The organism is Streptomyces sp. NPDC041122 (genome assembly GCF_055592445.1).
Window position 1 is genome coordinate 288,189 of record NZ_JBVIYQ010000003.1, and the last position, 22,530, is coordinate 310,718.

Below are 22,530 nucleotides of genomic sequence, written 5' to 3' on the forward strand. Positions count from 1 at the left end.
TCAGCTCTGGTGCGCCTCGTAATGGGCGACCGCGTCCGCGGTGCGCCCGGCGCCGTACACCCGGAGGAACTCTGCCAGCTCCGGGTGGGTCGGGGCGAGGGAGTCCGCGGCATCGATGATGTCGCCCGCCGCCGCTACGGAGCGCAGCAGTGACTGGATCTCGCGCACCACGCGCTTGACCGTGGGGGCGCCCGAACTGGTCGCCGTCTGCGCGGTGTTGGTGAGGACGGACCCGCCCTGGGACTTCTTGATCTCGTCCATGCGGTCGGTGGCCTCGCCGGCGCTGACGCTGCCGTCCGCGACCTGGCCGGCCAGTTCCTGCAGGAGCTGGACGCGCTGGACCACGGCGGGGTTGCCGATCTTGGCGCGCTGGCCGCTCATCAGCTGGGAGAGCATGGGCGCGGAGAGGCCGAGGACTCCGGCGAGGCGGGCCTGGTTCAGACCGAGGTCATCGATGAGTCGACGGAAGAGCGCCCCCAGCGGCTCTCCGTACCAATTCCGCTGGAGCTCTCGTGCTCTCGCGGTGGTGTCCTGCTGTGCGGCGTCCATTGCGTCTCCCCATCGCTTCCCCTAAGACCGCGGTTCGCTGCCGCGAACCACGTCGTGCATCTTACGGAGCGTGGTCGTCGACCGGGAGCCCCAATCCTTTTGCGGGATCCGGGGGGTGACCCGGTACTCTGGTCTGCGACGCACGACGGGAGGTGATTCTTCCGGTCGGGTGTTCTTCTCGGGGCCTTAGCTCAGTTGGTAGAGCGCTGTCTTTGCATGGCAGATGTCAGGGGTTCGACTCCCCTAGGCTCCACACCTGGAAAGCCTCTCTGAACTGCGGAAACGTGGTTCGGAGGGGCTTTTTTCGGTGCGTCTTGGCCGGTGTTCCGGCTACGGAGCGCTGGGGGCCGGGACCGCGTCCGGTGCCGGGATCGTGTCCGGGGGCGAGGCGGCGTACTCGGGGTGGGCCGGGGTCAGCAGGCCGTACTGGGCGGCGCGGGCGCCGGCGGCGAAGCGGCTGGTGACGCCGAGCCGCTGCATCAGGTCGGCGATCAGACGGCTCGCGGTGCGCGGCGAGACCCCGAGGGTGCGGGCGATGGCCTCGTCCTTCATGCCGTCGGCCAGGAGCTGCACCAGGGTGCGCTGCTCGGTGGAGAGGTGGGTGGGGGAGCGTTCGCCCTCCGGGGCGAAGGGGGTGGCCTCGCGCCAGGTGTGCTCGAACACCGCGGAGAACGCACTGACCAGCGGTGCTCCGCGGACCGTGAGCTGGGGGCAGTGGGAGGCGTCGTCGGCGGCGGGCAGCACGGCGTAGTCGGAGTCGATGATCACCATGTTGAGCGGGATGACCGAGGCGAGCCGCAGGTTCACGCCCGCGGCGACCAGGCGGCCGAAGGAGTCGTAGGTGCCCGGCGACATCGAGTCGCGGCGGAGCCGGACCGAGCGGACCTGGATGCCCCGGTCGAACATCTGCTGCCGGAGCGGACCGATCCTGCGGCGCAGCCGGGCCGGCAGGCTGCTCTCCGCGTAGGCGGTGCGCAGGGTGGCGCGGGCCGAGTCCGTGACGTCGTGCAGGGCCTGCACCATCTCGTCGATCGTGCCGGCGGCGGTGACCTCGACGCGCGAGTGGGAGGAGCCGGTCGCCGGGAGGTAGACCTCCAGGAGCGACTCCATCGCCTCGTGCATCCGCAGGGACTCCTCCAGGCTGCGCTGCGCCATGTCCTGCTGCTGTCGGAGCATGCGCATCAGCGCGAATTCGGGATCCACCGGTACGACGCGGGCGCCCGGCTCCGCGGGCCAGCTCACCAGGCCGAGGCGGCGCAGCGAGGCCCAGGTGGCACGCGCCTCGGAACGGGACAGTCCGAAACTGTCGCTCAGCTCGTCGGGATCGGAACCGCCGCGCTCACGGAGCTCCATATAGACGGCGAGCCGTGAGGCTTCGGACACCTGGGCGTCCGTGCCGGCTGCACGGTTTCTCACAGAGCGGCCCTCCGGTGAATGACTGTGCGCTGTCCAGCGATTACCGACACGTAGGCGATCACTCTAGGGCGGCGGCGCGGAAAGGGAGCGGTAAGTGAGAGTCAGATCACGCGCTGTGCAACGGAGTTGTGACCATCGGGTCGGGCTCGCTGCTTTTGGGACACGGGTGGGACGAAAGGGCAGCGGGTGAGATGGCGAATTTTTGCCATGGCGGGATCCAGCCAGTGTGAATTGCTTGTTCCGTGAACCTCCGTCACTAGCCTCGACGGCACGGGGGTTGGACATTGCGGAGCCGGGCATTCCGGCTGCCGTCGGCGCGCTCCTGCCGGGTTCGGCAGGAACGCGCTGTCTTGTCGGCGTGTGCACTCCCCCGTGAATTCATCGGTCATTGCGACACGTAGGCAAGGCGGGGGAATGAACGAGAAGGTCACGGTCCAGCCGGTCGACGATCTGATCCGGAACGCGCAGGCGGGAAACCACCGCGCGGTGAACGACCTGCTGCTCCACATCACGCCGTTCGTGCGGCGGCTGTGCTCCTCGGTGGACGCGGGCCACCGGCCCGAGGCGGTCCAGGAGTCGCTGCTCGCCGTGTACCGGGGGCTGCGGACGCTCAAGGAGCCCGCGGCGTTCTACGGGTGGGTGCGCGCGGTGACGGTGCGGGAGGCCGCGCGGACCGCGCGGCGGGCGGGGCGCACCGCGACGGCCGAACTGGTCGACCAGCCGTCCCCGGCCGACCCCTCGCTGGGCGTCGCCATCGCCGACGTACTGGAGCGGTTGCCCTCGCACCAGCGGGACATCCTCACGCTGCGCGCGGTCTACGGCCTGGAGGAGCGGGAGACGGCGCGCGTGCTCTCGCTGCCGGTCGGCACGGTGCGGTCGCGTCTGCACCGCGCCCGGCGCAACTTCGAGGAAGCCTGGCGCTGACCGGTACGGCCGCGGTCCGGTCCGCCGGACCGTCGTCGGCCCCTCGGAGCGCTGACCGGCTCGGGCGTGCCCGGGCCGGTCAGCGGCCGGCCTCACCGGATCAGCACTGCTCGCGCAGCCCCGCCGGCCATCCCGTCGGGTCGTCGCCGAGGTAGCCGCCGAGCCACTCCGCCCAGCGTTCGAGGCCGAAGGCCCAGCAGACGGAGAAGCCCGGCTGCCCGGCGAAGGCGATGTCGAAGCCCTTGCCGAAGTGCTGGTTGTGGTAGTTGAGCGAGGAGACCGCGACCTCCGAGCCGTCGTGCGCCATCCGCCCCACCAGCTCGTACTTGACGTCCATCGCCGCCTGGTACTGGGCCATCTGCGGGCGGGCGCTGGTGAAGAACGGGTCCGACGCGGGCTGCACCTTGCACGGCAGGCCGAGGCTCTCGGCGAGGGTGAGGAGCTCCTCCAGGACCCGGGCGTGGAAGGCGCGGGCGCCGGGCCGGTCACCGACGTACACGATCTCGCGCATGCTGAACGACCAGCGGCGGGTCGGCGAGGTGTCGGCGGTGGCCCCGCCCTCGTAACGGCTGCACTGGCCGGTGGCCGTGACGGTCAGCGGCTCGTCGAGGCGCGCGCCCTGGAAGCGCTCGAAGAGCCCCAGGCAGGTGGCGGGCGCGAGGGCGACCGGGGTGAACTCCAGTTCGGCCGCGCGGGCGGCCTGGTCGGCGGCGGCGCCGAAGCGGTCGAGCGCGTCCAGGTCGGGGCGGACGACGCCGGCGGCGGTGATGTGCTGCGGGAAGTTGCCGGTGTAGCCGGCCTTCTCCAGCGTGGTCCAGGGCAGCAGCGCGGGCACCGTGTACTCGGCGGCGCCGAGCCGCGCGGCGGTCTGCCCGAGGAGCCGCTCCAGGGCGCGGATCAGCAGGGCGTTGCGGGGCCCGCTGACGAACAGGCCCGGGCCGATGCGGCCGTCGGCGGGGGTGGTGCCGAGCGGCCCCGGGACGGCGGCGGGGGCGGGCGCGACGGCCAGGTCCCAGCGGTCGAGGCGGGTGCGGGGGGTGCGCTGCGGGGCGCCCGCGAACCGCTTGAACGCCTCGCCCAGGAGCCGTTCGACCCGGTCGGCGTGGGCGTCGTCGGCGGCGCCGAACTCGATCCGGGGCACGGACGTCAGGTCGATGCGGCCCTCGTCGGTGCCGTCGAGGCAGTAGCGCAGCATCGCGCCGAACTCGCGGCGGTCGTCGGGGTGCAGCTCGCCGGGGGCCTGCCAGGTCCGCCGGACGCCGGCACCGGGAGCCGGGGCATCCGTGGCCGGGGCGACGGTGGTGTCAGTCATGCTCGTGGAACCTCTCTCCATCACACACATCACACACAGGGGCACTCACACACGGCGCACGCCGGCGGCGACGGGCCGCGGCCGCCGCGCGAGGTGCGCGAGGACGTTGCCGATCAGCCGCTGTCCGTGGTCGTCGAACTGCGTCATCAGGGACTCGGGGTGGAACTGCACGCCCGCCAGCGGCCGGGTCTCGTGCTCGACGGCCATCACCACCCCGTCCGGGCAGCGGGCGGTGACCCGCAGGCCGGGCGGCAGGGCGGCGGCGTCGGCGTACAGGGAGTGGTAGCGGCCCGCGGTGAAGCGCGGCGGCAGACCGCGCAGCAGCTCCCCGCCGCCGTCCACCACCGAGACCGTCGACGGTTTGCCGTGGAAGGGCCGGTCGAGCACGGCGAGGCGCCCGCCCAGGTACTCCACGACGGCCTGCATGCCCAGGCAGACGCCGAACACCGGGATGCCGTGGTCCTCGGCGACGCGCAGGGTGCCCGCCGTGTCGTGGTCCGCGGGGCGGCCCGGACCCGGCGAGAGGACCAGCAGGTCGGGGTCGAGGTCCGTCACGAGGGACTTGTCGAAGCCGCCGCGGTACGTGGAGACGCGGGCGCCCGCCTGCCGGAGGTACCCGGCCAGCGTGTGGACGAAGGAGTCCTGGTGGTCGACGAGCAGCACCCGCGGACGGTACGCGGAGTCGTCCGCGCCCGGGTCGGAGGCCGTCCCGGAGACACGGCCCACCCCCGGCGCCCCCGACACCCCGGAGACCCCGGAGACCCCGGAGACCCCGGAGACCCCGGAGACCCCAGGGACTCCACCGAGCCCGGAGCCCCCGGACGACGCCCCGGACCACCCGTCCAGCACGTCGAGCAGCGCCTTCGCCTTCAGTTCGGTCTCCCGCTCCTCGGCCTCGGGCACCGAGTCGTAGAGCAGCGTCGCTCCCGTCCGGACCCGGGCCCGCCCGTCGCTCACGTGCACGGTGCGCAGGGTGAGGCCGGTGTCCAGCGTGCCGTCGAAGCCGACGCGGCCCACGGCGCCGCCGTACCAGCGGCGCGGGGAGCGCTCGTGCTTCTCCAGGAAGGCGACGGCCGCGTGCTTGGGCGCGCCGGTGACCGTCACCGCCCACATATGGCTGAGGAAGGCGTCCAGCGCGTCCCGCTCCGGCCGCAGCACGCCCTCGACGTGGTCGACGGTGTGGATCAGCGTCGCGTACATCTCCAGCTGGCGGCGGCCGATGACGCGGACCGTGCCGGGCTCGCACACCCGGGACTTGTCGTTGCGGTCCACGTCGGTGCACATGGTCAGCTCGGCCTCCTCCTTCTCGGAGGCGAGCAGCGCCTTGACCTGTTCGGCGTCCTCCAGGGCGTCCCGGCCGCGCGCCGCGGTGCCGCTGATGGGCGCCGACTCCACGCGCCAGCCGGTGCCGTCGGAGGTGTGCCGCGCGTGCACCCGTACGAACATCTCCGGCGAGGTGCCCACCAGGTGTTCGCCCTCGCCGAGGTTCACCAGCATCTGGTACGGCGAGGGGTTGCGGTCGCGCAGCGCCCGGAACAGCTCCGACGGCGGGCAGGGCAGCGGCCGGTCGAAGGTGCGGCTCGCCACCACCTCGAACAGGTCGCCGGCCCGGAACCGTTCCCGTGCGACGTCCACCAGCGCGGCGTACTCGCCCGGCGCGTGGTCGCCGGCCGGACCGCCGGCGGGGTCCCCGGCGCGGTACGGCTGCGCGGGCGTGGTCCGGGGCAGCCCGTGCGTGCTGCGGCCGTGGGCCGTGAACTCGTACCGGTGGCGCCAGGCGGTGCCCGCCACCGGGTCGGTGACGGTCACCTCGTCCGGCAGGTGGAGGACCAGGTCGCGGTCGTGGGCCGCGCGTCCGTGCTGCCGCAGCGGCACGGGGTCGAAGGCGAGCACGAGGTCGTAGCCGAAGGCGCCGTACAGGCCGAGGAAGTCGCCCGCGGGGCCGGACAGTGCGTCGCGCACCGCCCGGACGAAGTCGAAGACGCCGGGCCGCCGCGACCGGTCCTCCTCGCTGAACGTGTCCCGGCCGGGCGAGCCGCGCACCGGGCCGGTGAAGCCCGGCCCTTCGGCGGCGGTGAGGTCGCGGACCTCGCGCAGGGTGCGCCGGGCCGCCGCGCGCAGCACCGGAAGCAGCACCTCGCCGCGGGCGTTGAGCGCGCGCACCTCCACCGTGCGCAGCGCGCGCAGCACGATCTCGACGGGTGGGTCGGTGTAGCCGACGGCGTGCCGCCGGTAGCGGCCGGGGGACTCGTAGTCGGAGCGGAGGACGGCGCCCCTGCGGGTGTCCAGCGCGTCCTCCAGCTCCCGCAGGGCCGCTTCGCCGTCGACGGCGGTACGGGAGCGCTCGACGCGCACCCCGGCGCCGGTGGTCCACTCCCGCGGCAGCGGAACGGTCAGGGGGTGGGTGGTCATCTCAGCTCAGCACCCCGTCCAGAGCCGGGATCGAACCGTCGGTCAGGCCGGCGGCGAGGACGTTCCGCTTCACCTTCCAGGTGGCGGTGTGCGGCATGTGCTCCCACGCGACGTGCACCGGCTCCGGCACCGCGGGCAGGTCCGCGACGGCGGCCCGCCAGGCGGCACGGTCCAGCGGGAGGTCCCTGCGGGTGCTCACCACGGGCCGTACGGTGTCGCCGACGCGGACGAAGACGGCCTCGGTCAGCTCCGGGAGCGCCTCGATGAGCAGGTCCTCGGCGGCCAGCAGGCTCTCCAGGCCGTCCGTCTGGTCGAACTCACGGTCCATCAGGTGCACACAGCCCCAGCGGGTCTTGTGGCCGATGTCCTGGAGGTTCCACCAGCCGTCCGCGGACCGCTCGTCGTACAGGTCCTGCTGGCCGACGTAGGTGAGGGCGACGCCGGAGGACCTGGCCTGGATGTAGCCGTTGCGGGTGCCCGCGTCCTGCGGGCGGGGCCGGATGCGGGCCTTGGTCATGCCGGGGAAGACGAAGCCGACGCACCGGCCGTCCGCCTTCTCGATGTTGCGGCGGGTGTAGATCCGCATGGTGACGGGGCCGGTCTCGGTCTGCCCGTACGTCTGGATGAACAGCGGGGAGCGCCGCTTGCTCGCGCCGAGCAGGGTGCGGATGCTGCGCGGGTGGATGGCGTCGAAGGTGCTCATGAAGATGCGCACCCGCTCGAAGGGGCCGTCCGGGAGGCCGGCCAGCTCCTCCCAGTGCAGATACATGTTGGGGTGCGCCTCCACACAGCCGGGGCGGCACTCGGAGAGCACCTCGCGCACGCTGTCCGGGTCCGGGTCGGCGAGCGGTGCGATGCCGATGCCGAGCTGGAGCGCGGTGGCGAGCGCCGCGTAGGTGCGGGCGTGCACGAAGGAGATGCACATCGCGAACGTCTCGCGGTAGCGCAGCAGCTTCGCCATCCTGGCCTGGGTGTTGATGGGCAGCTGGGTGCCGCGGCGCGCGGCGGCGACCAGCTTGGGCACCCCGGTGGTGCCGGAGGTGTGGGTGATCAGCGCGGGCGCGTCGTGCGGGATGTCCGGGTACGGCGGGGCCTCGCCCGGCGTGGTGGTGGCGAGCGAGGGCAGTCCGGCCGCCTCGCCGTGCGTGAGCAGCACGGACGGGGCGTGCTCGCGCAGCGCGTCGACGTGCTCCCCGGCGCGCGCCAGGATGTCCGGGTCGGTGAGGAAGTGGTCCGGCCGGAGCCGGCTCATCATCGTCACCACGGTCGGCCACTCCAGGAAGGGCGCGAGCATCGCGGGGACCGCGCCCACCCGGCCGATGGCGCAGGCGAGGAAGAGGATGTCGGCGTTGTGGCTCTTGAACACGGCCACGGTGTCACCGGGGCGCACCCCGGCGGCGTACAGCCGGGCGGCCGTGTCCTCGACGAGCTCGGCGGCCTGGGCGTAGGTCGGGCGCAGGCCGAGGCCGGGCGCGAGGTCGAAGGCGCGGTCCAGGTAGAACAGCGCGTCGGGGTGCTTTTGTGCGGCCTGCTGGGTGATCAGACCCAGCGTGAACAGCTTCCCGGGCTTCGGCAGATCGTCGGTCGTGGGCATGCGCGGTCTCCTCTCCTGGAGGGGACGGGAGACGGTGCGGCGTCTCGGGCGTGAGTGGTCGGCGTACGGCGGCGTACGGCGGCGTACGGAGAAGCGGAGAAGGGGGGCGCCGACGGCGGTGGGGGACGCCGTCGGCGCGGCGCGGACGGTCAGCCGCCGGCGGTGGCGGCCACCCGGCGCGTGCCCTTGAAGGCGAAGGAGGCGCGGGCCGGCGCCGAGCTGCGGCCGTCGGACTCGATGCGGTCCAGGTACCACTGCACGAAGCGGCGGACCTCGGCGCGGTCCAGGTCGAAGCGCTGGGCGCCCGCGCCGCAGACGGACTCGGTGTTCGTCTGGTCGAAGCGCTTTCCGTTGATCATGTACGAGGCGTAGAACTGGATGCCCTCGTCGAGCTTCAGGTCGATCGAGGTGAGCAGCCCCCGGTTGGAGACGAAGCGGGGCTTGCGCAGTCCGGCGAGATCGAAGACCTCCTCGATGACCTCGCCGACCGTCGGCGAACCGCCGTTGTTGAGGTGGTAGACGGTGCTCAGCGCGCCCGTACGGCCGATGGCGACGGCGCTCCTGGCCACCAGGTCGACGGGGACGAGGTCGCACTCGATGTCCGGGTCGGCGATGATCGGCACCTGCCGGTGCTGGAGCAGATTGCCGAACTCCTTCTCCACGGCGCGGCGGAAGCGCAGCGCGGACGAGACGAAGCCGTACATGCCGGTGAAGCTGGTGGCGGCGCCGGTGCCGGAGTGCCCGATGACGATCGAGGGGCGCAGCACGCGCCACGGCAGACCGGAGGCGGCGACCTTCTGCTCGCCGATGGTCTTGGTGGCCTCGTAGACGTTGTTGGCCGACGCGGTGTCGCCGGGGAACTCCTCGTGCATCAGGCCGGTCCGCCTGCCCGCCACGTAGGCGGTGCTGACGTGGTTGAACACCGGCTCGCCGAGGGCCTTGGCGAGCGCCAGGACGTGGTGCGTGCCGGTCACGTTCATCAGGTTGATCTCGTCGGCGTGCCGGTCCTCGTACTTGAGGGAGGCCGCGACATGCCAGAACGTGCCGGGCGCGGTGCCGTCGGCGGCGCGGAACCGGTCGGCGGACGCGGGCAGCGCTTCGTCGGTGATGTCGCCGGCGACGGCCCGGGTGCGCTCCAGGATCGCGGGCAGCAGGCCGGGCACGTCGTACATCTCGGCCGCGTGGCCGAGGGCGTCGTGCAGGCGGCGGGTGGCGGCCGCGTCGTCGTCGCCGCGCACCAGGCACACCAGGTGGTCGGGGGTCTCCTGGAGCAGTTCGAGTGCGACGGCCCCGCCGACGAAGCCGGTCGCCCCGGTGATGACGTGGACGGCGGGAGGGGTGGTGGCGGTCACTGTGCGGACTCCTGGGAGGTGGCGGGCAGGGTGGGGCTGTGGTGGGCGCGCAGATGGTCCGCGATGGAGGCGAGGCTCTCGAAGACCTCCGGCGGGACGTCCATGTCCCACTCCACGGACAGCTGCTCCTCGATCCGGCCGAGCAGCAGGGTGAACGCCCAGGACTCCAGGCCGATGCTGTTCAGCGGTGTCTCGGCGAGCCCCGTCGCGGGCAGGTCGGCCCGGTCGGCGACGACCTCGCGCAGCAGCGCGCAGAGGGCGCCGAGAAGCGCGTCGCCGGTCTCGGGGGCGGCGGCCGGTGCGGCGGTGCCGGTCCCTGCCGGGGCCCCGGCGGCGGCCGAGGGCGCCGGAGCCGGGTCGTCGCCGGTCTGCGGGGCCACGGCCGACTCGCGGGCCGCCAGCGCGTCGAGGAAGCGCTGGACCCGGGCCTGGAATCCGTCGCCGTCCTCCATGTACGGGAGGTGGCCGACGTCGTGCATCCACTCGACCTCGGAGTCCTCGATGAGCCGCCCGGCCTCCGCTCCGAGCGTCTCGTTCCACATGTCGTCCTTGTCGCCGAGGAGCAGCAGCGTCGGCTGCTTGATGGCGGCGAGGAGTTCGGGACCGTCGGTGACCTGCTGGGCGCACTTGAGGTTGGTGAGCATCGGGTCCGGCGGGTGGATGGCGGTGAACGCCGAGCGCAGCCCGAGGTAGCCGGTGGCGCCCATCTCGCGCATCGCCGCCTCGCTGAAGACGACCGAGTACAGGTGGTCCCAGAGGGCCTGGGTGCCGCCCAGTTCCAGGGAGTTGATGCAGGCGCGCTCGGTGGCCCGGCGCCGCACGCCGTCCCCGGGCGTGCAGGAGGGCCCGGTGAGGATCAGGCCGTCGACGCGCTCGGGGTAACGGGCCGCGAAGTCACGGCAGATGAACCCGGAGGCGGAGGTGCCGAGCAGGTGGGTGCGCTCGATGCCGAGACCGTCGAGCAGCACCCGCAGGTCCTCGACGTGGTCGTTCCAGGTCATGTCCGGGGAGACCGACGAGGCGCCCTGGTTGCGCAGATCGTAGGTGAGGACCCGGTTCCGCTTGGCCAGTTCGGCGGTGAAGTTGCGCCACATCGGCGCGATGATGAAGAAGTTGTTCACCAGGGTGAGGTGCGGGCCCTCGTCCCCCTGGATCTCGTAGTAGAGCTCGGTGTCGTCCGAGACGCGGAGCGTGCGCTCCGCGGTGTAGCGCAGGTCGAGCGTGGGTGCGCTGGTCATGGGCCTTCCTTCCGGCTCAGGTGCGCAGCAGCCGCTTGAGGATCTTTCCGGCGGGGCTACGGGGCACCTGGTCGATGAACTCCAGATGCCGGGGGCGTTTGTACGGTGCGAGGCGCTCGGCGAGGTGGGCCATCAGCTCGGCCCGGGTGACGGCCGGCGCGCCGTCGGCGGCGGTGTCCGGCGGTGTGCCGTCGGCCGGGGTGTCCGCCGGTCCCGCGGGTCCGGTGACGACGTACGCCGTCGGTACCTCGCCGTAGTCGGGGTCCGGGACGCCGACCACGGCCGCGTCGCGCACCAGCGGGTGGGTGAGCAGCGCGCGTTCGATCTCGGCGGGGTAGACGTTCTGCCCGGCGCGCAGGATCAGGTCCTTGCGCCGGTCGACGAGGTGGATGAGACCGCTCTCGTCGATGAGGCCGAGGTCGCCGGTGCGGATCCAGCCGTCGACGGTGATCTCCTCGGTGGCGGCCGGGTTGTTCCAGTAGCCGCGCATCAGCCCGGGGCCGCGCACGGTGATCTCGCCGACCGCGCCGAGCGGCAGCTCCGTGCCCGCGTCGTCGAGGACCCGTACCGACATGCCGGGGATGACGCGTCCCGCGGGCAGCGGCGCGCCGGTGGCGAGGGTGCGGTGGTCGTCCGGGGTGAGGGTGGCGAACGGCCCGCCCACCTCGGTCATGCCGTACACCTGCCGGAAGCCGCAGTCGAGCCGCTCGGCGGCCTCGGCGTGCAGCTCGACCGGCATCGGCGCCGCCCCGTACAGCACCTCGCGCAGCGCGCCGAGGTCGGCGCCCGCCATGCCCTTGCTCTGCAGCAGGAAGCGGAGCATCTGCGGGACGAGCCAGACGTGCGTGGCCCGGTGGCGCTCCAGCGCCGCGAGCGCCCGCTGCGGTGTGAACCCCGGCAGCAGGACGACGGTGGCGCCCGCCGCCAGGTACGTGAGGATGACCGTCATGCTGCCGTGGTAGAGCGGGCAGCAGTTGACGAGGACCATGTCGTCGGTCGGCGCCGCCGTGGCGAGCCAGCCGAGCGAGATGCCGCGGAACGAGCCGTGGTCGACGGTGACGCCCTTGGCCCGCCCCGTGGTGGCCGAGGTGTGCAGGATCGCGGCGAGGTCGCTGTCGGCCACGTCGGGAAGCCGGAAACTCTCGGCATCGCCGCCGTCGTCGTCCTCCTCGCCGGCAGGCGTCGTCGCCGGCCCGGTCAGCTCCGCGTACTCCGGGCCGTCCACCGCGACGCGCAGCCGCACCGGCAGCTCGGGGTGGCGGTCGAGGAGCGCGGCCTCACCGAGGATCACGCTCACCCCGGTGCGCCGCACCATGCCCGTCACCTCGGGCGCCGTGAGGCTGTGGTTCAGCGGCACGAAGAGCGCGCCGAGCTTGGCCAGCGCGAAGTAGGACTCGATGACCTCGATGCGGTCCAGGGACAGGACGGCCACCCGGTCGCCCCGGCCGACGCCGCGCGCCGCGAGACCGCGGGCCAGCCGGGTCGTGCGCTCGTCCAACTCGGTCCAGGTCACCGAGCGTTCGGCGTCGATCAGCGCCGTGCGGTCCCCGAAGCACTGCCGGCCCCGGTGCAGGACCTGGCCGAGCCACATCAGGCGGCTCCCTCGGCCACGCCGCGCGCGGCGATCAGCCGCTCGTAGTCGGCGATGGAGGACAGGTCGTCCATGTCCTCCGCGGTGACCTCCACACCGGTCCGCTCCTCGATGAGCAGGACCAGGCGGACCAGGTCGCCCGAGTCGACGCCGCTGGCGCTGAGGTCGGCGTCGTCCGCGATCTCGCCGCCGAACTCCGTCAGGCCGGTCAGTTCGACGAGCATCTCCCGTACGGTGCTCATGCGTTGCCTTTCGCTGTGGTGCCGCTGAAGGTGTTGTCCCAGGTCCCGTCGGATACGGGGCAGTCGTGCACGGCCAGCGGTTCGCCGGCCGGCACCGACCAGGGCAGGAACCGGCTCGGGACGGAGCCGGCACAGAAGTCCGAGAACTCCTCGTGGGGCGGCCTGTGCCGCTCGGAGAGGACCGCGAAGACCGGGTCGACGGGCTTGAACACGCCGTCCTCGTCCAGGACTTCGCACCAGGCGTGCTCGGCGTCGAGCACCCCCAGGTAGCGCCCGCGGCGGGTCCGGGCGGTGAGGCCGTCCGCCTCCGCCCTGCGCCGGAGCTCCAGGGAGCAGACGGTGCAGTCCATGATCCCCAGCCGTTCGGTCTCGGCCGGGTCGGTGCGCAGCCGCGGATGCATCCACTGGAAGCGGTAGGGGCCGTCGCGCAACTCGCCGACCAGCGCGTCGAAGTGGCGCCGCGCGGCCGCCGAGAGCAGCGGGGCGCGCCACCCGGAAGTGGTGACCCGGCCGGTCAGCCGCACCGACGCGGCGTGCCCGACGACGAGCGTGCCGTCCTCGCGTACCGCCGGCTGCTCGCACTCCAGCGCCTCCAGATGGCCGCCGAAGACCTCGGGTGTGGGCAGCGCGATCCGCCAGGCGCCGCCGGGGCACCGGGCATCGCGGCAGCGCAGCCGCCAGTCCAGCGTCCAGTGGCGCGGCGGGGTCCAGGTGTCCGGGGCGCCCGCGGCGAACCGGAGCATCATCCGCTGCCCGGCCAGCGGGACGCTCGTGGTGGCGCCGGAGTAGAGGGCCGTGTTGGCCAGGTCGTGGTAGTCGAAGCGAAGGTCCGGGCCGGAGCCCGTGTGGGCGAGGCCGGCCGCCGCGAGCTGGTCCAGGAGCTCGTCCCGGCAGCCGAGCAGGGCGCGCGCCTCGTCCCGGCCCACCCGCAGCTCGCGGTAGCGCTCCGGCATCGGCACCAGCGCGCGCAGCGCCGACAGCCAGGGCCGCAGCGCGGGATCCGCGGCCGCGTCCCCCTCGGGGGGCGGCGCTGCGGCGCGTGAGCGGACGTCAGAAGACATGGTGGCGCGGTCCTTCCGGACGAAAGGGGTGGGCGAAGGCCGCCGCGAGCGCGCGACGGGGCGCTCGGGCGGTGCGGAAGCAGTGCTGAGGCGGTGCTGAGGCGGTGCGGAAGCAGGACGAAGCAGTACGGAGGCGGTGCGGAAACGCGGCACCGGGCCTGCGCGCCGGACGGGCACGCACCACAGAAGAGTCCGGCGGACCGCCCCGGCAATCCCTCGACCCCCGGAAAAGTCCGTGTGGCGTACCCCATAGGCCCGCCGTGGATTGCGGGGCCGTTCCGCGGCCTCATTCACCCACGGGGGTGTCACGCCCTCGGCCCGGTAACGCCCCCTCCGCGAAAGGGAGTCTGCGAAGTGTTCGGAAGGCTGTTGCACCTGCTGGAGAGGGGACCGAGGCGTCTGCTCTGGACGGTCGGACTGCTCGCGCTCGTCTGTCTGGCGGGCGGCGGATCCCAGATGAAGTCCATGACCATGGGCGTGGACGACTACGACGACTCGGAGTCGGCCGCCGTCAAGGTCCTCGACGACGTCGAGAAGGCCACCGGCGCCAGCCTCGAACAGGGCTACGTCGTCCTCGTCGAGCTGGACGAGCCCGTCGACGCCCGCTCCGGCGAGCGGCCCGAGCGGCTGCGCCGCGCGGTCGACCTGATCAAGAAGCGGCCCGAGGTCACGGGCGTCGCGGACTACGTCTCCGCCAAGAACCCCGCGATGGTGCGCAAGGACGGCCGGAGCACCTACTTCGTCGCCTCCGTCAAGGGCTTCGCGCCCGGCGACGCCGTCACCAAGGCCGTCACCGCGACCCAGGACCGCCTGGAGGCGGACGGCCACCTGCGCGACAGCGTCACCCTCGGCGGCCCGACCGCGTCGAACGTCGAGGCCAGCACCATCTCCAGCGAGGACCTCGGCAAGGCCGAGGCGCTCGCCTTCCCGATCCTGCTGATCCTGCTGCTCTTCATCTTCCGCGGGGTCATCGCGGCGCTGATCCCGCTCGGCGGCGCTCTCGTCTCCATCGCCGTGGCGCTGGGCGTGCTCGGCGCGGTGATGACCGTGCTCGACCTGTCGATCTTCGCCCTCAACCTGGTGATGGCGCTCGGCATCGGCCTGTCCATCGACTTCAGCCTGCTGATCATCTCCCGCTTCCGGGAGGAGCTGCGGGCCGGTCACGCCACCCTCGACGCCGTCGGCCGGACCATGCGCACGGCCGGCCGCACCGTCCTGTTCAGCGGGCTCACCGTCGCCGTGGCGCTGGCCTCGCTGCTCGTCTTCCCGCAGCGGTTCCTCTACACGATGGGCATCGCCGGCATCGCCACCTCGCTCGGCGCGCTGCTCTTCGCGCTGTTCGGCCTGCCGGCGCTGCTCGCCGCGCTGGGCGGCCGCATCAACAAGTGGGCGCCCAAGAGCTGGCAGCGCACCCAGGAGCTCGGCGCGGAGAACGCGTCCGGCGGGCGCTGGTACCGCTTCTCGCACGGTGTGATGCGCCGCCCGGTGAGTGCCGCGGTCGCCGCGAGCGCGGTCCTCGTGGTCCTCGCGCTGCCCGCCTTCGGCATCAAGTTCACCGGCATCGACTCCGCCTCGATGCCCGCCGACTCCGACGCGGGCCGGGTCTACGCCTCGCTGGAGAAGGACTTCCCCGGCTCGCTCCAGTCGCCGGTGCACCTCGTCTCCGAGGCGCCGAAGGACGCGGGCGCCGAGCTCACCAAGTATGGCGAGCGGCTCGCGGAGCTCGACGGCGTCGCCGACGTGACGCCGCCCCGCCCGATCGGCGACGGCATGTGGGACACCCAACTGGCGCTGGAGGACGCGCCGTTGTCGCTCGACGCCCAGGACACCCTCGACGCGGTGCAGGCCGTGGACGCCCCGTACCCGACCGTGCCCACCGGCAACACCGCGCTCTACGACGCGATGATGAGCAGCCTCGGCGACCACCTGCCGCTGAGCATCGGCCTGATGTCGCTCACCACGCTGCTCATCCTCTTCGCGATGACCGGCTCGGTGGTGCTCCCGCTGAAGGCCGTCATCACCAACCTGCTCACCCTCGGCAGCACCCTCGGCCTGCTCATCCTCGCCTTCCAGGACGGCCACCTGGAGGGGCTCTTCGACTTCACCGGGCAGGACGCGCTCCAGCCGACGATGCTCATCATCCTGCTGGCGGTGGCCCTCGCGATGTCCACCGACTACACCGTCTTCCTGTTCTCCCGCATCAAGGAGGGCGTGGACCACGGGCTTCCGGACCGCGAGGCCATCGCGCTCGGCCTGGAGAAGGTCGGCCGCACGGTCACGCTCGCCGCGGTGCTCTTCTGCATTCCGATGGGCGCCCTGGTGCTCTCCCGGCTGATCTTCATCAAGCAGCTCGGATACGGCACGGCCGTCTCGGTCATCATCGACGCCACCCTCGTCCGGGCGCTCCTGGTGCCCTCGCTGATGGCGCTGTTCGGCAAGGCCAACTGGTGGGCGCCGGGGCCGCTGCGCCGCTTCCACACCCGCTTCCTGAGCGGACTGCGGGAGCGGGACGAGCCGGCCGCGCCCGCGGCGCCGGGCGCCGGACGCGAGCCCGTCTCCACCGGACGGGAGGGCTGAGGTGACCGCCGGCACGACCGGTACGGCCGCCCCCGCGCCGGCCGAGCGGCTGCGGGAACGCTTCGAGGACCTGCTCCGCAACGACGAGCGGGTCGAGCCGCACGACTGGATGCCGGACGGCTACCGGCGGATGCTCGTACGGCAGATCGGCCAGCACGCCCACTCGGAGATCATCGGCATGCAGCCGGAGGGCGCCTGGATCGCCCGCGCGCCCTCGCTGCGCCGCAAGGCCGTCCTGCTCGCCAAGGTGCAGGACGAGGCGGGCCACGGGCTCTACCTCTACGCGGCGGCGCAGACCCTCGGCGTCAGCCGCGCCGAACTGCTCGACGCCCTGCACAACGGCAGCCAGCGCTACGCGGGCACGTTCAACCACCCGGCGCTGACCTGGGCGGACACCGGCGCCATCGCCTGGCTGACGGACGGCGCCGCCGTCATCAACCAGGTGCCGCTGTGCCGCACGTCGTACGGCCCCTACGGCCGCGCCATGCTCCGCATCTGCCAGGAGGAGACCTTCCACGTACGCCAGGGCTTCGACTCGCTGCGCGCGCTGTGCCAGGGCACGCCCGCGCAGCGGCGGATGGCCCAGGACGCGGTGAACCGCTGGTGGCTGCCGGCCGTGGCGCTGATGTTCGGGCCGCCGGACACCCCGGCGAGCAAGGACCGCGCCGCCGCGTTCGGCGCGGCGCACACCAAGCGGGCCATCGCCTGGGGCATCAAGCGGCACCCCAACGACGAGCTGCGCCAGCGTTTCGTCGACATCTGCGTGCCGCAGGCCGAGGAGCTGGGCCTGAGCCTGCCCGACCCGGCCATCGCCTGGAACCCCGAGCGCGGGCACCACGACTTCACGCCGGTCAGCTGGGACCAGTACCGCGAGGTGCTCTCGGACGACTCCCAGTGCGCGCGCCAGCGCCTGGCCCACCGGGTCGCCGCGCACGAGGACGGCGCCTGGGTACGGGAGGCCGCGGTCGCGGCAGCCCGGCACGAAGCGGAACAGGAGACGGGATGAGCACGTACACGACCACGAGAGCCGAGACGCCGTGGGAGGTCTTCGTCAGGACCCGCCGCGGCCTCGGGCACCAGCACGTCGGCTCGGTGCTGGGCGCCGACGCCGACCTGGCGATGGCCAACGCGCGCGACCTGTACACGCGGCGCGGCGAGCCGTCGTCGATCTGGGTGGTCCGTTCCTCGGACATCCGGGCCACCGCGCCGGACGAGAAGGAGCCGCTGTTCAGCAACGGCACGGGCAAGCCGTACCGGCTCTCCGAGCAGTACGCGGCCCCGGCGGGCGGAAGCGACCATGGCCACTGAGACCCTGACCGCGACGAACCGGACCGCGACGGCCCCGCCCGCCCCGGCCGCGCCGCGGGACACCGCCGCGCTGGAGAGCGACACCGCCCAGTACGCGCTCGCTCTCGGCGACGACGCCCTGATCCTCTGCCAGCGGCTCTCCGCCTGGGTGACCAGGGCGCCCTCCATCGAGGAGGACCTGGCGCTGTCGAACATCGCCCTCGACCTCCTCGGCCACGCCCGCACCCTGCTCGCGTACTCCGCCGAGCTGACCGGCCACGGCGACGAGGACACCCTCGCGTTCACCCGCACCGAGCGGGAGTTCCGCAACGTGCTGCTCGCGGAGATCCCCAACGGGGACTACGGGCTCACCCTCGCCCGCCAGCTCTGCCTCGCGCACCACACCCGGCTGCTGTACGCCGCGCTCACCGGCTCCGCGGACCCGGCCCTCGCCGCGTTCGCCGGCAAGGCCGTCCAGGAGTCCGCCTACCACTGCACGCACGCCGAGCAGTGGACGGTCCGCCTCGGCACCGGGACCGAGGAGAGCCACCGCCGGATGCAGGCGGGCCTGGAGCAGGTCTGGCCGTACACCGCCGAGCTGTTCACGGCGGACGAGGTGACCGCGCGGCTCGTGGCGGACGGTGTCGCCGTGGACCCGGCGGGCCTGCGCGCGGAGTGGGACGCGGCCGTCGGCGGCGTCCTCGCCCGGGCCGGACTGACCCTGCCCAGGGCGACCTGGCACTCCCGGGGCGGCCGGGACGGTCTGCACACCGAGGGGTTCGGACCGCTGATCGCCGAACTCCAGGCGGTGCACCGGCAGTATCCCGGGGGCACCTGGTGACGGCGGTACGCGCGCGGCCGGCGCCGGAACCGCCGCGGGAGCGGCTGGCTCCCGAACGGGTACGGGAGCGGGTCGCCGCCGTCGCCGACCCGGAGCTGCCCCTGATCACCCTCGGCGAGCTGGGGGTGGTGCGGCAGGTGACGGCGGGGCCCGACGGGGCCGTGGAGGTCACCGTGACGCCCACCTACACCGGATGCCCCGCCATGGACACCATCGTGGCGGACATCCGGGCCGAACTCGCCCGCTGCGGGCACCCGGACGGGCGGGTGCGGACCGCCCTCGCGCCCGCCTGGACCACCGACTGGATCACCGCCGACGGGCGGCGCAAGCTCGCCGAGCACGGCATCTCGCCCCCGGGCAGCCGGACCGCGCCGCTTCCGCTGCGGCTCGGCACCGGCGCGGCCTGCCCGCACTGCGGCTCGACGGCCACCCGGCCGCAGAGCCCCTTCGGGGCGACGCGCTGCCAGTCGGTGCTGGTCTGCCTCGGCTGCCGGGAGACCTTCGGCCACATGAAGGCGATATGACACCACGAGACGGAGCCGCTCCCGCCCGCACGGAGCGCACGCCCGGTTTCCACGCGCTGCCGGTGCGCCGCGTCGAGCGGCTCACCGAGTCCGCCGTGGCCGTCACCCTCGGCGTCCCCGACGCCTTGGCGCCCACCTTCGCCCACCGCCCCGGACAGCACGTCGCGGTACGCCACCGGCTCGTCGGGACGAGTACGAGTACGGGCATCGGTACGGGCACCGTCACGGGTGCCGGCACCGACACCGGCACCGGCGAGGAGATCCGGCGCAGTTACTCGATCTGCCGCCCCCCGGTCTCCGCCCCGCCGGGCACCCTGCGCATCGTCGTCAAGCAACTGGGCCCCGGCGGCTTCGGCGAGCACGCCGTCACCCGGCTCGCCGTGGGCGACACCCTCGACGTCGGCCCGCCCAAGGGCAGCTTCACGCTCGCGGACCGGACCGGCGCCCACCACGTGCTCATCGGCGGCGGCAGCGGGATCACCCCGCTGCTGAGCATGGCGGCCGCGGCGCTGCGCGACGACCCGGGGTGCAGGGTCTCGCTCCTCTACGCCAACCGCACGGCGCGCTCGACCCTCCTCGCCGAGGAGGTGGCGGATCTCAAGGACCGCCACACGGGCCGGTTCTTCGTCCTGCACGTGCTGTCCGGGGAGGAGCGCGAGTCGGAGGTGCTGTCCGGCCGGATCGACGCCGCGAAGCTGCCGCGCCTGCTGGCCGGACTCGGTGCCGCGCCGGGTGACGACCGCACGTACTTCTACCTCTGTGGCCCGTGGGGCCTGGTGGAGTCGGCGGACCAGGTGCTGCGGGAGCTGGGCGCCCCGCCCTCGCGCGTCCGCAGGGAACTGTTCTCGGCGGATCCGGCGGCGCGGGACCTGACGGGCCGTCAGGGCCCGGGGCCGGGCGCCGGTGCGGGGGCGGCGGTAGGCGGTGCGGGTGACGGTGGCGGTGACGGCGGCGGGGCCCGGATCACGGCGAGGCTGCACGGCCGCAGCACCGAGGCCGAGATGACCCCGCAGGACCCCTCGCTCCTCGCGGCGGTCCTGCGGCACCGGCCGGAGACCCCGTACTCGTGCCGCGACGGCCTGTGCGGTTCGTGCCGGGCCCGGGTCGTCGACGGCGAGGTGGTGCTCGCTAGGCGCTACGCGCTCACCCAGGAGGAACAGGACGCCGGCTACACCCTGCCGTGCCAGGCCCGTCCGGCGTCCGGGCATGTGGGGCTGGACTTCGACGCGTGACGACAGCGGCAGGACAGGGCCGGAACCGCGCAGTGCGGTTCCGGCCCTGTCTCGTGGAACGGGGCGCCCGAGGGCCGGTTACTTGACCGGTTCGGACTCCGGTTCGCCGACGGTCTCGGTTTCGCCGTCCGCTTCACCGTCCGACGCCTCGGCCGGTGTCTTCACGGAGTCCAGGAGGAGCTGGGCGACGTCGACGACGTTGATGCTCTCCTTGGCCTGGCCGTCGTTCTTCTTGCCGTTGACGGAGTCGGTGAGCATGACGAGGCAGAAGGGGCAGGCCGTGGACACGATGTCCGGGTTGAGGCTGAGTGCCTCGTCGACGCGTTCGTTGTTGATGCGCTTGCCGATGCGCTCTTCCATCCACATGCGGGCACCGCCGGCGCCGCAGCAGAAGCCGCGCTCCTTGTGACGGTGCATCTCCTCGTTGCGCAGGCCGGGGACGCTGGCGATGATCTCGCGCGGCGGCGTGTAGATCTTGTTGTGACGGCCGAGGTAGCAGGGGTCGTGATACGTGATCAAACCCTCGACCGGGGTCACGGGTATGAGCTTGCGCTCGTCCACCAGGTGCTGGAGCAACTGCGTGTGGTGGATGACCTCGTAGTCGCCGCCGAGCTGCGGGTACTCGTTGCCGATGGTGTTGAGGCAGTGCGGGCAGGTCGCGACGATCTTCTTGGCCGTCTTGGGCTTGCGGGACTCGGCGGTGACGTTGCCGTCGTCGTCGAGCTCCTCGCCGAAGGCCATGTTGAGGGCCATGACGTTCTCCTGGCCGAGCTGCTGGAAGAGCGGCTCGTTGCCCAGGCGGCGGGCGGAGTCACCGGTGCACTTCTCGTCGCCGCCCATGATGGCGAACTTCACGCCGGCGATGTGCAGGAGTTCGGCGAAGGCCTTGGTGGTCTTCTTCGCGCGGTCCTCCAGGGCGCCGGCGCAGCCGACCCAGTACAGGTACTCGACCTCGGTGAGGTCCTCGACGTCCTTGCCGACGACCGGCACCTCGAAGTCGACTTCCTTCGTCCACTCCAGACGCTGCTTCTTGGCCAGGCCCCAGGGGTTGCCCTTCTTCTCCAGGTTCTTGAGCATCGTCCCGGCCTCGGAGGGGAACGCGCTCTCGATCATGACCTGGTAGCGGCGCATGTCGACGATGTGGTCGACGTGCTCGATGTCGACGGGGCACTGCTCCACGCAGGCGCCGCAGGTGGTGCAGGACCACAGGACGTCGGGGTCGATGACCCCGTTCTCCTCGACCGTCCCGATCAGCGGGCGTTCGGCCTCGGCGAGTGCTGCGGCGGGCACGTCGGCGAGCTGCTCGGCGCTTGCCTTCTCCTCGCCCTCCATCGTCTTGCCGCCACCGGCGAGGAGGTAGGGGGCCTTGGCGTGGGAGTGGTCCCGAAGCGACATGATGAGCAGCTTCGGCGAGAGCGGCTTGCCGGTGTTCCAGGCCGGGCACTGCGACTGGCACCGCCCGCACTCCGTGCATGTGGAGAAGTCCAGCAGGCCCTTCCAGGAGAACTGCTCCACCTGCGAGACGCCGTACACGTCGTCGTCGCCCGGATCCTCGAAGTCGATCGGCTTGCCGCCCGAGGCCATCGGCTGCAGCCCGCCCAGGGCGGTGCGGCCGGAGGACTCCCGCTTGAACCAGATGTTCGGGAAGGCGAGCATGCGGTGCCAGGCGATGCTCATGTCGAGGTTCAGGCTGACCGTGATCATCCAGATGAACGACGCGCCCAGCTTGAGCATGGCGAAGAAGTAGACCCAGGTCTCGACACCGGAGTGGCTGACGCCGTCGAAGAGGAGCGTCACGCCGTACGAGACGTAGTTGTCCGGGCCGTAGTCCGCGTGGTGCAGCACGCCTTCCAGACCGCGCAGCGCCATCACCGAGAGGCCGATGAGGAAGATGACGGTGTCGACGAAGTAGGCGTGGGCGCGGTTCGAGCCGGCGAAGCGGGACTTGCGGCCCGGCCGGGTCGGCAGGCTCAGCTGCCGGATCACGAACATGATCACGATGCCGAGCGTGGTGCCGGTGCCGATGAACTCGATGTACATCTCGTACGGCAGCCAGCCACCGATGACCGGCAGGGTCCACTCCGGGTCGAACAGCTGCCCGTACGCGTTCACGATCGTCAGGATCAGGGTGTAGAAGCCCAGCGCGACGAACCAGTGGGCGAAGCCCACCAGACCCCACTGGGCCATGCGCGTGTGGCCCAGGAACTCCTTGACCAGCGTCACGCTCCGCTGCCAGGGGTTGTCCAGACGATTCGCGTTCTCCGGCAGCGGCGCACCCAGCCGGAAGAAACGGAAGAAGTGCACGAAGGCGCGCACGAACAATGCAATGCCGACCGCGCTGAGTGTCAGCGAAACGACGATCGCGGCGAGTTGCATGG

At 72.5% G+C, this 22,530-nt stretch carries 18 protein-coding genes and 1 tRNA gene; 8 read left to right on the forward strand and 11 right to left on the reverse strand.

The features are described from left to right. Nucleotides 1-549: a helix-turn-helix domain-containing protein gene (locus ACZ6B8_RS13625; RefSeq protein WP_268772332.1), complete on the reverse strand. Its 549-nt coding sequence runs from the start codon at nt 547-549 to the stop codon at nt 1-3. 180 nt (nt 550-729) lie between these two features. On the opposite strand from ACZ6B8_RS13625, the gene ACZ6B8_RS13630 reads away from it, so the two are divergent. Further along, nucleotides 730-802, forward strand: a tRNA-Ala gene (locus ACZ6B8_RS13630). 77 nt (nt 803-879) lie between these two features. Here the strand turns inward: ACZ6B8_RS13630 and ACZ6B8_RS13635 are convergent. After that, nucleotides 880-1,932, reverse strand: a complete 1,053-nt coding sequence (locus ACZ6B8_RS13635) for a LuxR C-terminal-related transcriptional regulator (RefSeq protein ID WP_471088555.1) — start codon at nt 1,930-1,932, stop codon at nt 880-882. Nucleotides 1,933-2,379: 447 nt separating this feature from the next. Here ACZ6B8_RS13635 and ACZ6B8_RS13640 point away from each other — a divergent pair, with 447 nt between their 5' ends. After that, nucleotides 2,380-2,889, forward strand: coding sequence for an RNA polymerase sigma factor (locus ACZ6B8_RS13640; RefSeq protein ID WP_471088557.1), 510 nt, complete (start codon nt 2,380-2,382; stop codon nt 2,887-2,889). Nucleotides 2,890-2,989: 100 nt separating this feature from the next. On the opposite strand, the gene ACZ6B8_RS13645 is transcribed toward ACZ6B8_RS13640, so the two are convergent. The 8 genes from ACZ6B8_RS13645 to ACZ6B8_RS13680 all read right to left on the reverse strand — a co-directional run bounded on the left by ACZ6B8_RS13645 (nt 2,990) and on the right by ACZ6B8_RS13680 (nt 13,691). Beyond that, nucleotides 2,990-4,201: a class-II aminoacyl-tRNA synthetase family protein gene (locus ACZ6B8_RS13645; protein ID WP_471088558.1), complete on the reverse strand. Its 1,212-nt coding sequence runs from the start codon at nt 4,199-4,201 to the stop codon at nt 2,990-2,992. 45 nt (nt 4,202-4,246) lie between these two features. Continuing rightward, nucleotides 4,247-6,613 carry an anthranilate synthase component I gene (locus tag ACZ6B8_RS13650; RefSeq protein WP_471607326.1) on the reverse strand — a complete coding sequence of 789 codons (2,367 nt, stop codon included), beginning with the start codon at nt 6,611-6,613 and terminating at the stop codon, nt 4,247-4,249. A 1-nt stretch (nt 6,614) separates the two neighbouring features. Then, nucleotides 6,615-8,207 carry an AMP-binding protein gene (locus tag ACZ6B8_RS13655; RefSeq protein ID WP_471088562.1) on the reverse strand — a complete coding sequence of 531 codons (1,593 nt, stop codon included), beginning with the start codon at nt 8,205-8,207 and terminating at the stop codon, nt 6,615-6,617. A 149-nt stretch (nt 8,208-8,356) separates the two neighbouring features. Next, on the reverse strand, nt 8,357-9,559 hold the full coding sequence (locus tag ACZ6B8_RS13660) for an SDR family oxidoreductase (RefSeq protein WP_471088564.1): 1,203 nt from the start codon (nt 9,557-9,559) through the stop codon (nt 8,357-8,359). Next, nucleotides 9,556-10,797: an alpha/beta fold hydrolase gene (locus ACZ6B8_RS13665; protein WP_471607327.1), complete on the reverse strand. Its 1,242-nt coding sequence runs from the start codon at nt 10,795-10,797 to the stop codon at nt 9,556-9,558. Before ACZ6B8_RS13665 ends, ACZ6B8_RS13660 begins: the two co-directional genes overlap by 4 nt. A 16-nt stretch (nt 10,798-10,813) precedes the next feature. Beyond that, on the reverse strand, nt 10,814-12,388 hold the full coding sequence (locus tag ACZ6B8_RS13670) for a class I adenylate-forming enzyme family protein (RefSeq protein WP_471607328.1): 1,575 nt from the start codon (nt 12,386-12,388) through the stop codon (nt 10,814-10,816). After that, nucleotides 12,388-12,630 (reverse strand): acyl carrier protein, encoded by a 243-nt coding sequence (locus ACZ6B8_RS13675; protein ID WP_471088570.1) that lies wholly within the window; start codon nt 12,628-12,630, stop codon nt 12,388-12,390. Before ACZ6B8_RS13675 ends, ACZ6B8_RS13670 begins: the two co-directional genes overlap by 1 nt. Beyond that, on the reverse strand, nt 12,627-13,691 hold the full coding sequence (locus tag ACZ6B8_RS13680; protein WP_471607329.1) for a hypothetical protein: 1,065 nt from the start codon (nt 13,689-13,691) through the stop codon (nt 12,627-12,629). The genes ACZ6B8_RS13675 and ACZ6B8_RS13680 overlap by 4 nt, the downstream gene beginning before the upstream one ends. Nucleotides 13,692-14,045: 354 nt before the next feature. Here ACZ6B8_RS13680 and ACZ6B8_RS13685 point away from each other — a divergent pair, with 354 nt between their 5' ends. The 6 genes from ACZ6B8_RS13685 to ACZ6B8_RS13710 are packed head-to-tail and all read left to right on the forward strand — an operon-like array spanning nt 14,046 to nt 20,152. Continuing rightward, the gene (locus ACZ6B8_RS13685; RefSeq protein WP_471607330.1) at nt 14,046-16,268 is read left to right on the forward strand and encodes an MMPL family transporter; all 2,223 of its coding nucleotides are present in this window, start codon (nt 14,046-14,048) and stop codon (nt 16,266-16,268) included. Nucleotide 16,269: 1 nt separating this feature from the next. Further along, complete coding sequence (paaA, locus tag ACZ6B8_RS13690; protein WP_471088576.1) at nt 16,270-17,274, forward strand: 1,2-phenylacetyl-CoA epoxidase subunit PaaA; 1,005 nt, start codon at nt 16,270-16,272, stop codon at nt 17,272-17,274. After that, nucleotides 17,271-17,576, forward strand: a complete 306-nt coding sequence (gene paaB / locus ACZ6B8_RS13695) for a 1,2-phenylacetyl-CoA epoxidase subunit PaaB (RefSeq protein WP_355812227.1) — start codon at nt 17,271-17,273, stop codon at nt 17,574-17,576. Before paaA ends, paaB begins: the two co-directional genes overlap by 4 nt. Next, on the forward strand, nt 17,566-18,396 hold the full coding sequence (gene paaC / locus ACZ6B8_RS13700) for a 1,2-phenylacetyl-CoA epoxidase subunit PaaC (RefSeq protein ID WP_471088578.1): 831 nt from the start codon (nt 17,566-17,568) through the stop codon (nt 18,394-18,396). Before paaB ends, paaC begins: the two co-directional genes overlap by 11 nt. Further along, nucleotides 18,393-18,920 carry a 1,2-phenylacetyl-CoA epoxidase subunit PaaD gene (gene paaD, locus ACZ6B8_RS13705; RefSeq protein ID WP_471607331.1) on the forward strand — a complete coding sequence of 176 codons (528 nt, stop codon included), beginning with the start codon at nt 18,393-18,395 and terminating at the stop codon, nt 18,918-18,920. The genes paaC and paaD overlap by 4 nt, the downstream gene beginning before the upstream one ends. Continuing rightward, nucleotides 18,917-20,152 carry a 2Fe-2S iron-sulfur cluster-binding protein gene (locus ACZ6B8_RS13710; protein WP_471607332.1) on the forward strand — a complete coding sequence of 412 codons (1,236 nt, stop codon included), beginning with the start codon at nt 18,917-18,919 and terminating at the stop codon, nt 20,150-20,152. Before paaD ends, ACZ6B8_RS13710 begins: the two co-directional genes overlap by 4 nt. A gap of 78 nt (nt 20,153-20,230) precedes the next feature. On the opposite strand, the gene ACZ6B8_RS13715 is transcribed toward ACZ6B8_RS13710, so the two are convergent. Continuing rightward, entirely contained in the window at nt 20,231-22,528 is a 2,298-nt protein-coding gene (locus tag ACZ6B8_RS13715) for a (Fe-S)-binding protein (RefSeq protein WP_471607333.1), read from the reverse strand. Nucleotides 22,529-22,530 lie beyond the last annotated feature (2 nt).

Coding starts and splice junctions, on each gene's coding strand:
- ACZ6B8_RS13625 (WP_268772332.1), bottom strand. CDS start 549: ATGGACGCCGCACAGCAGGACACCACCGCGAGAGCACGAGAGCTCCAG.
- ACZ6B8_RS13640 (WP_471088557.1), top strand. CDS start 2,380: ATGAACGAGAAGGTCACGGTCCAGCCGGTCGACGATCTGATCCGGAAC.
- ACZ6B8_RS13645 (WP_471088558.1), bottom strand. CDS start 4,201: ATGACTGACACCACCGTCGCCCCGGCCACGGATGCCCCGGCTCCCGGT.
- ACZ6B8_RS13650 (WP_471607326.1), bottom strand. CDS start 6,613: ATGACCACCCACCCCCTGACCGTTCCGCTGCCGCGGGAGTGGACCACC.
- ACZ6B8_RS13655 (WP_471088562.1), bottom strand. CDS start 8,207: ATGCCCACGACCGACGATCTGCCGAAGCCCGGGAAGCTGTTCACGCTG.
- ACZ6B8_RS13665 (WP_471607327.1), bottom strand. CDS start 10,797: ATGACCAGCGCACCCACGCTCGACCTGCGCTACACCGCGGAGCGCACG.
- ACZ6B8_RS13670 (WP_471607328.1), bottom strand. CDS start 12,388: ATGTGGCTCGGCCAGGTCCTGCACCGGGGCCGGCAGTGCTTCGGGGAC.
- ACZ6B8_RS13675 (WP_471088570.1), bottom strand. CDS start 12,630: ATGAGCACCGTACGGGAGATGCTCGTCGAACTGACCGGCCTGACGGAG.
- ACZ6B8_RS13680 (WP_471607329.1), bottom strand. CDS start 13,691: ATGTCTTCTGACGTCCGCTCACGCGCCGCAGCGCCGCCCCCCGAGGGG.
- paaB (WP_355812227.1), top strand. CDS start 17,271: ATGAGCACGTACACGACCACGAGAGCCGAGACGCCGTGGGAGGTCTTC.
- paaC (WP_471088578.1), top strand. CDS start 17,566: ATGGCCACTGAGACCCTGACCGCGACGAACCGGACCGCGACGGCCCCG.
- ACZ6B8_RS13710 (WP_471607332.1), top strand. CDS start 18,917: ATGACACCACGAGACGGAGCCGCTCCCGCCCGCACGGAGCGCACGCCC.
- ACZ6B8_RS13715 (WP_471607333.1), bottom strand. CDS start 22,528: ATGCAACTCGCCGCGATCGTCGTTTCGCTGACACTCAGCGCGGTCGGC.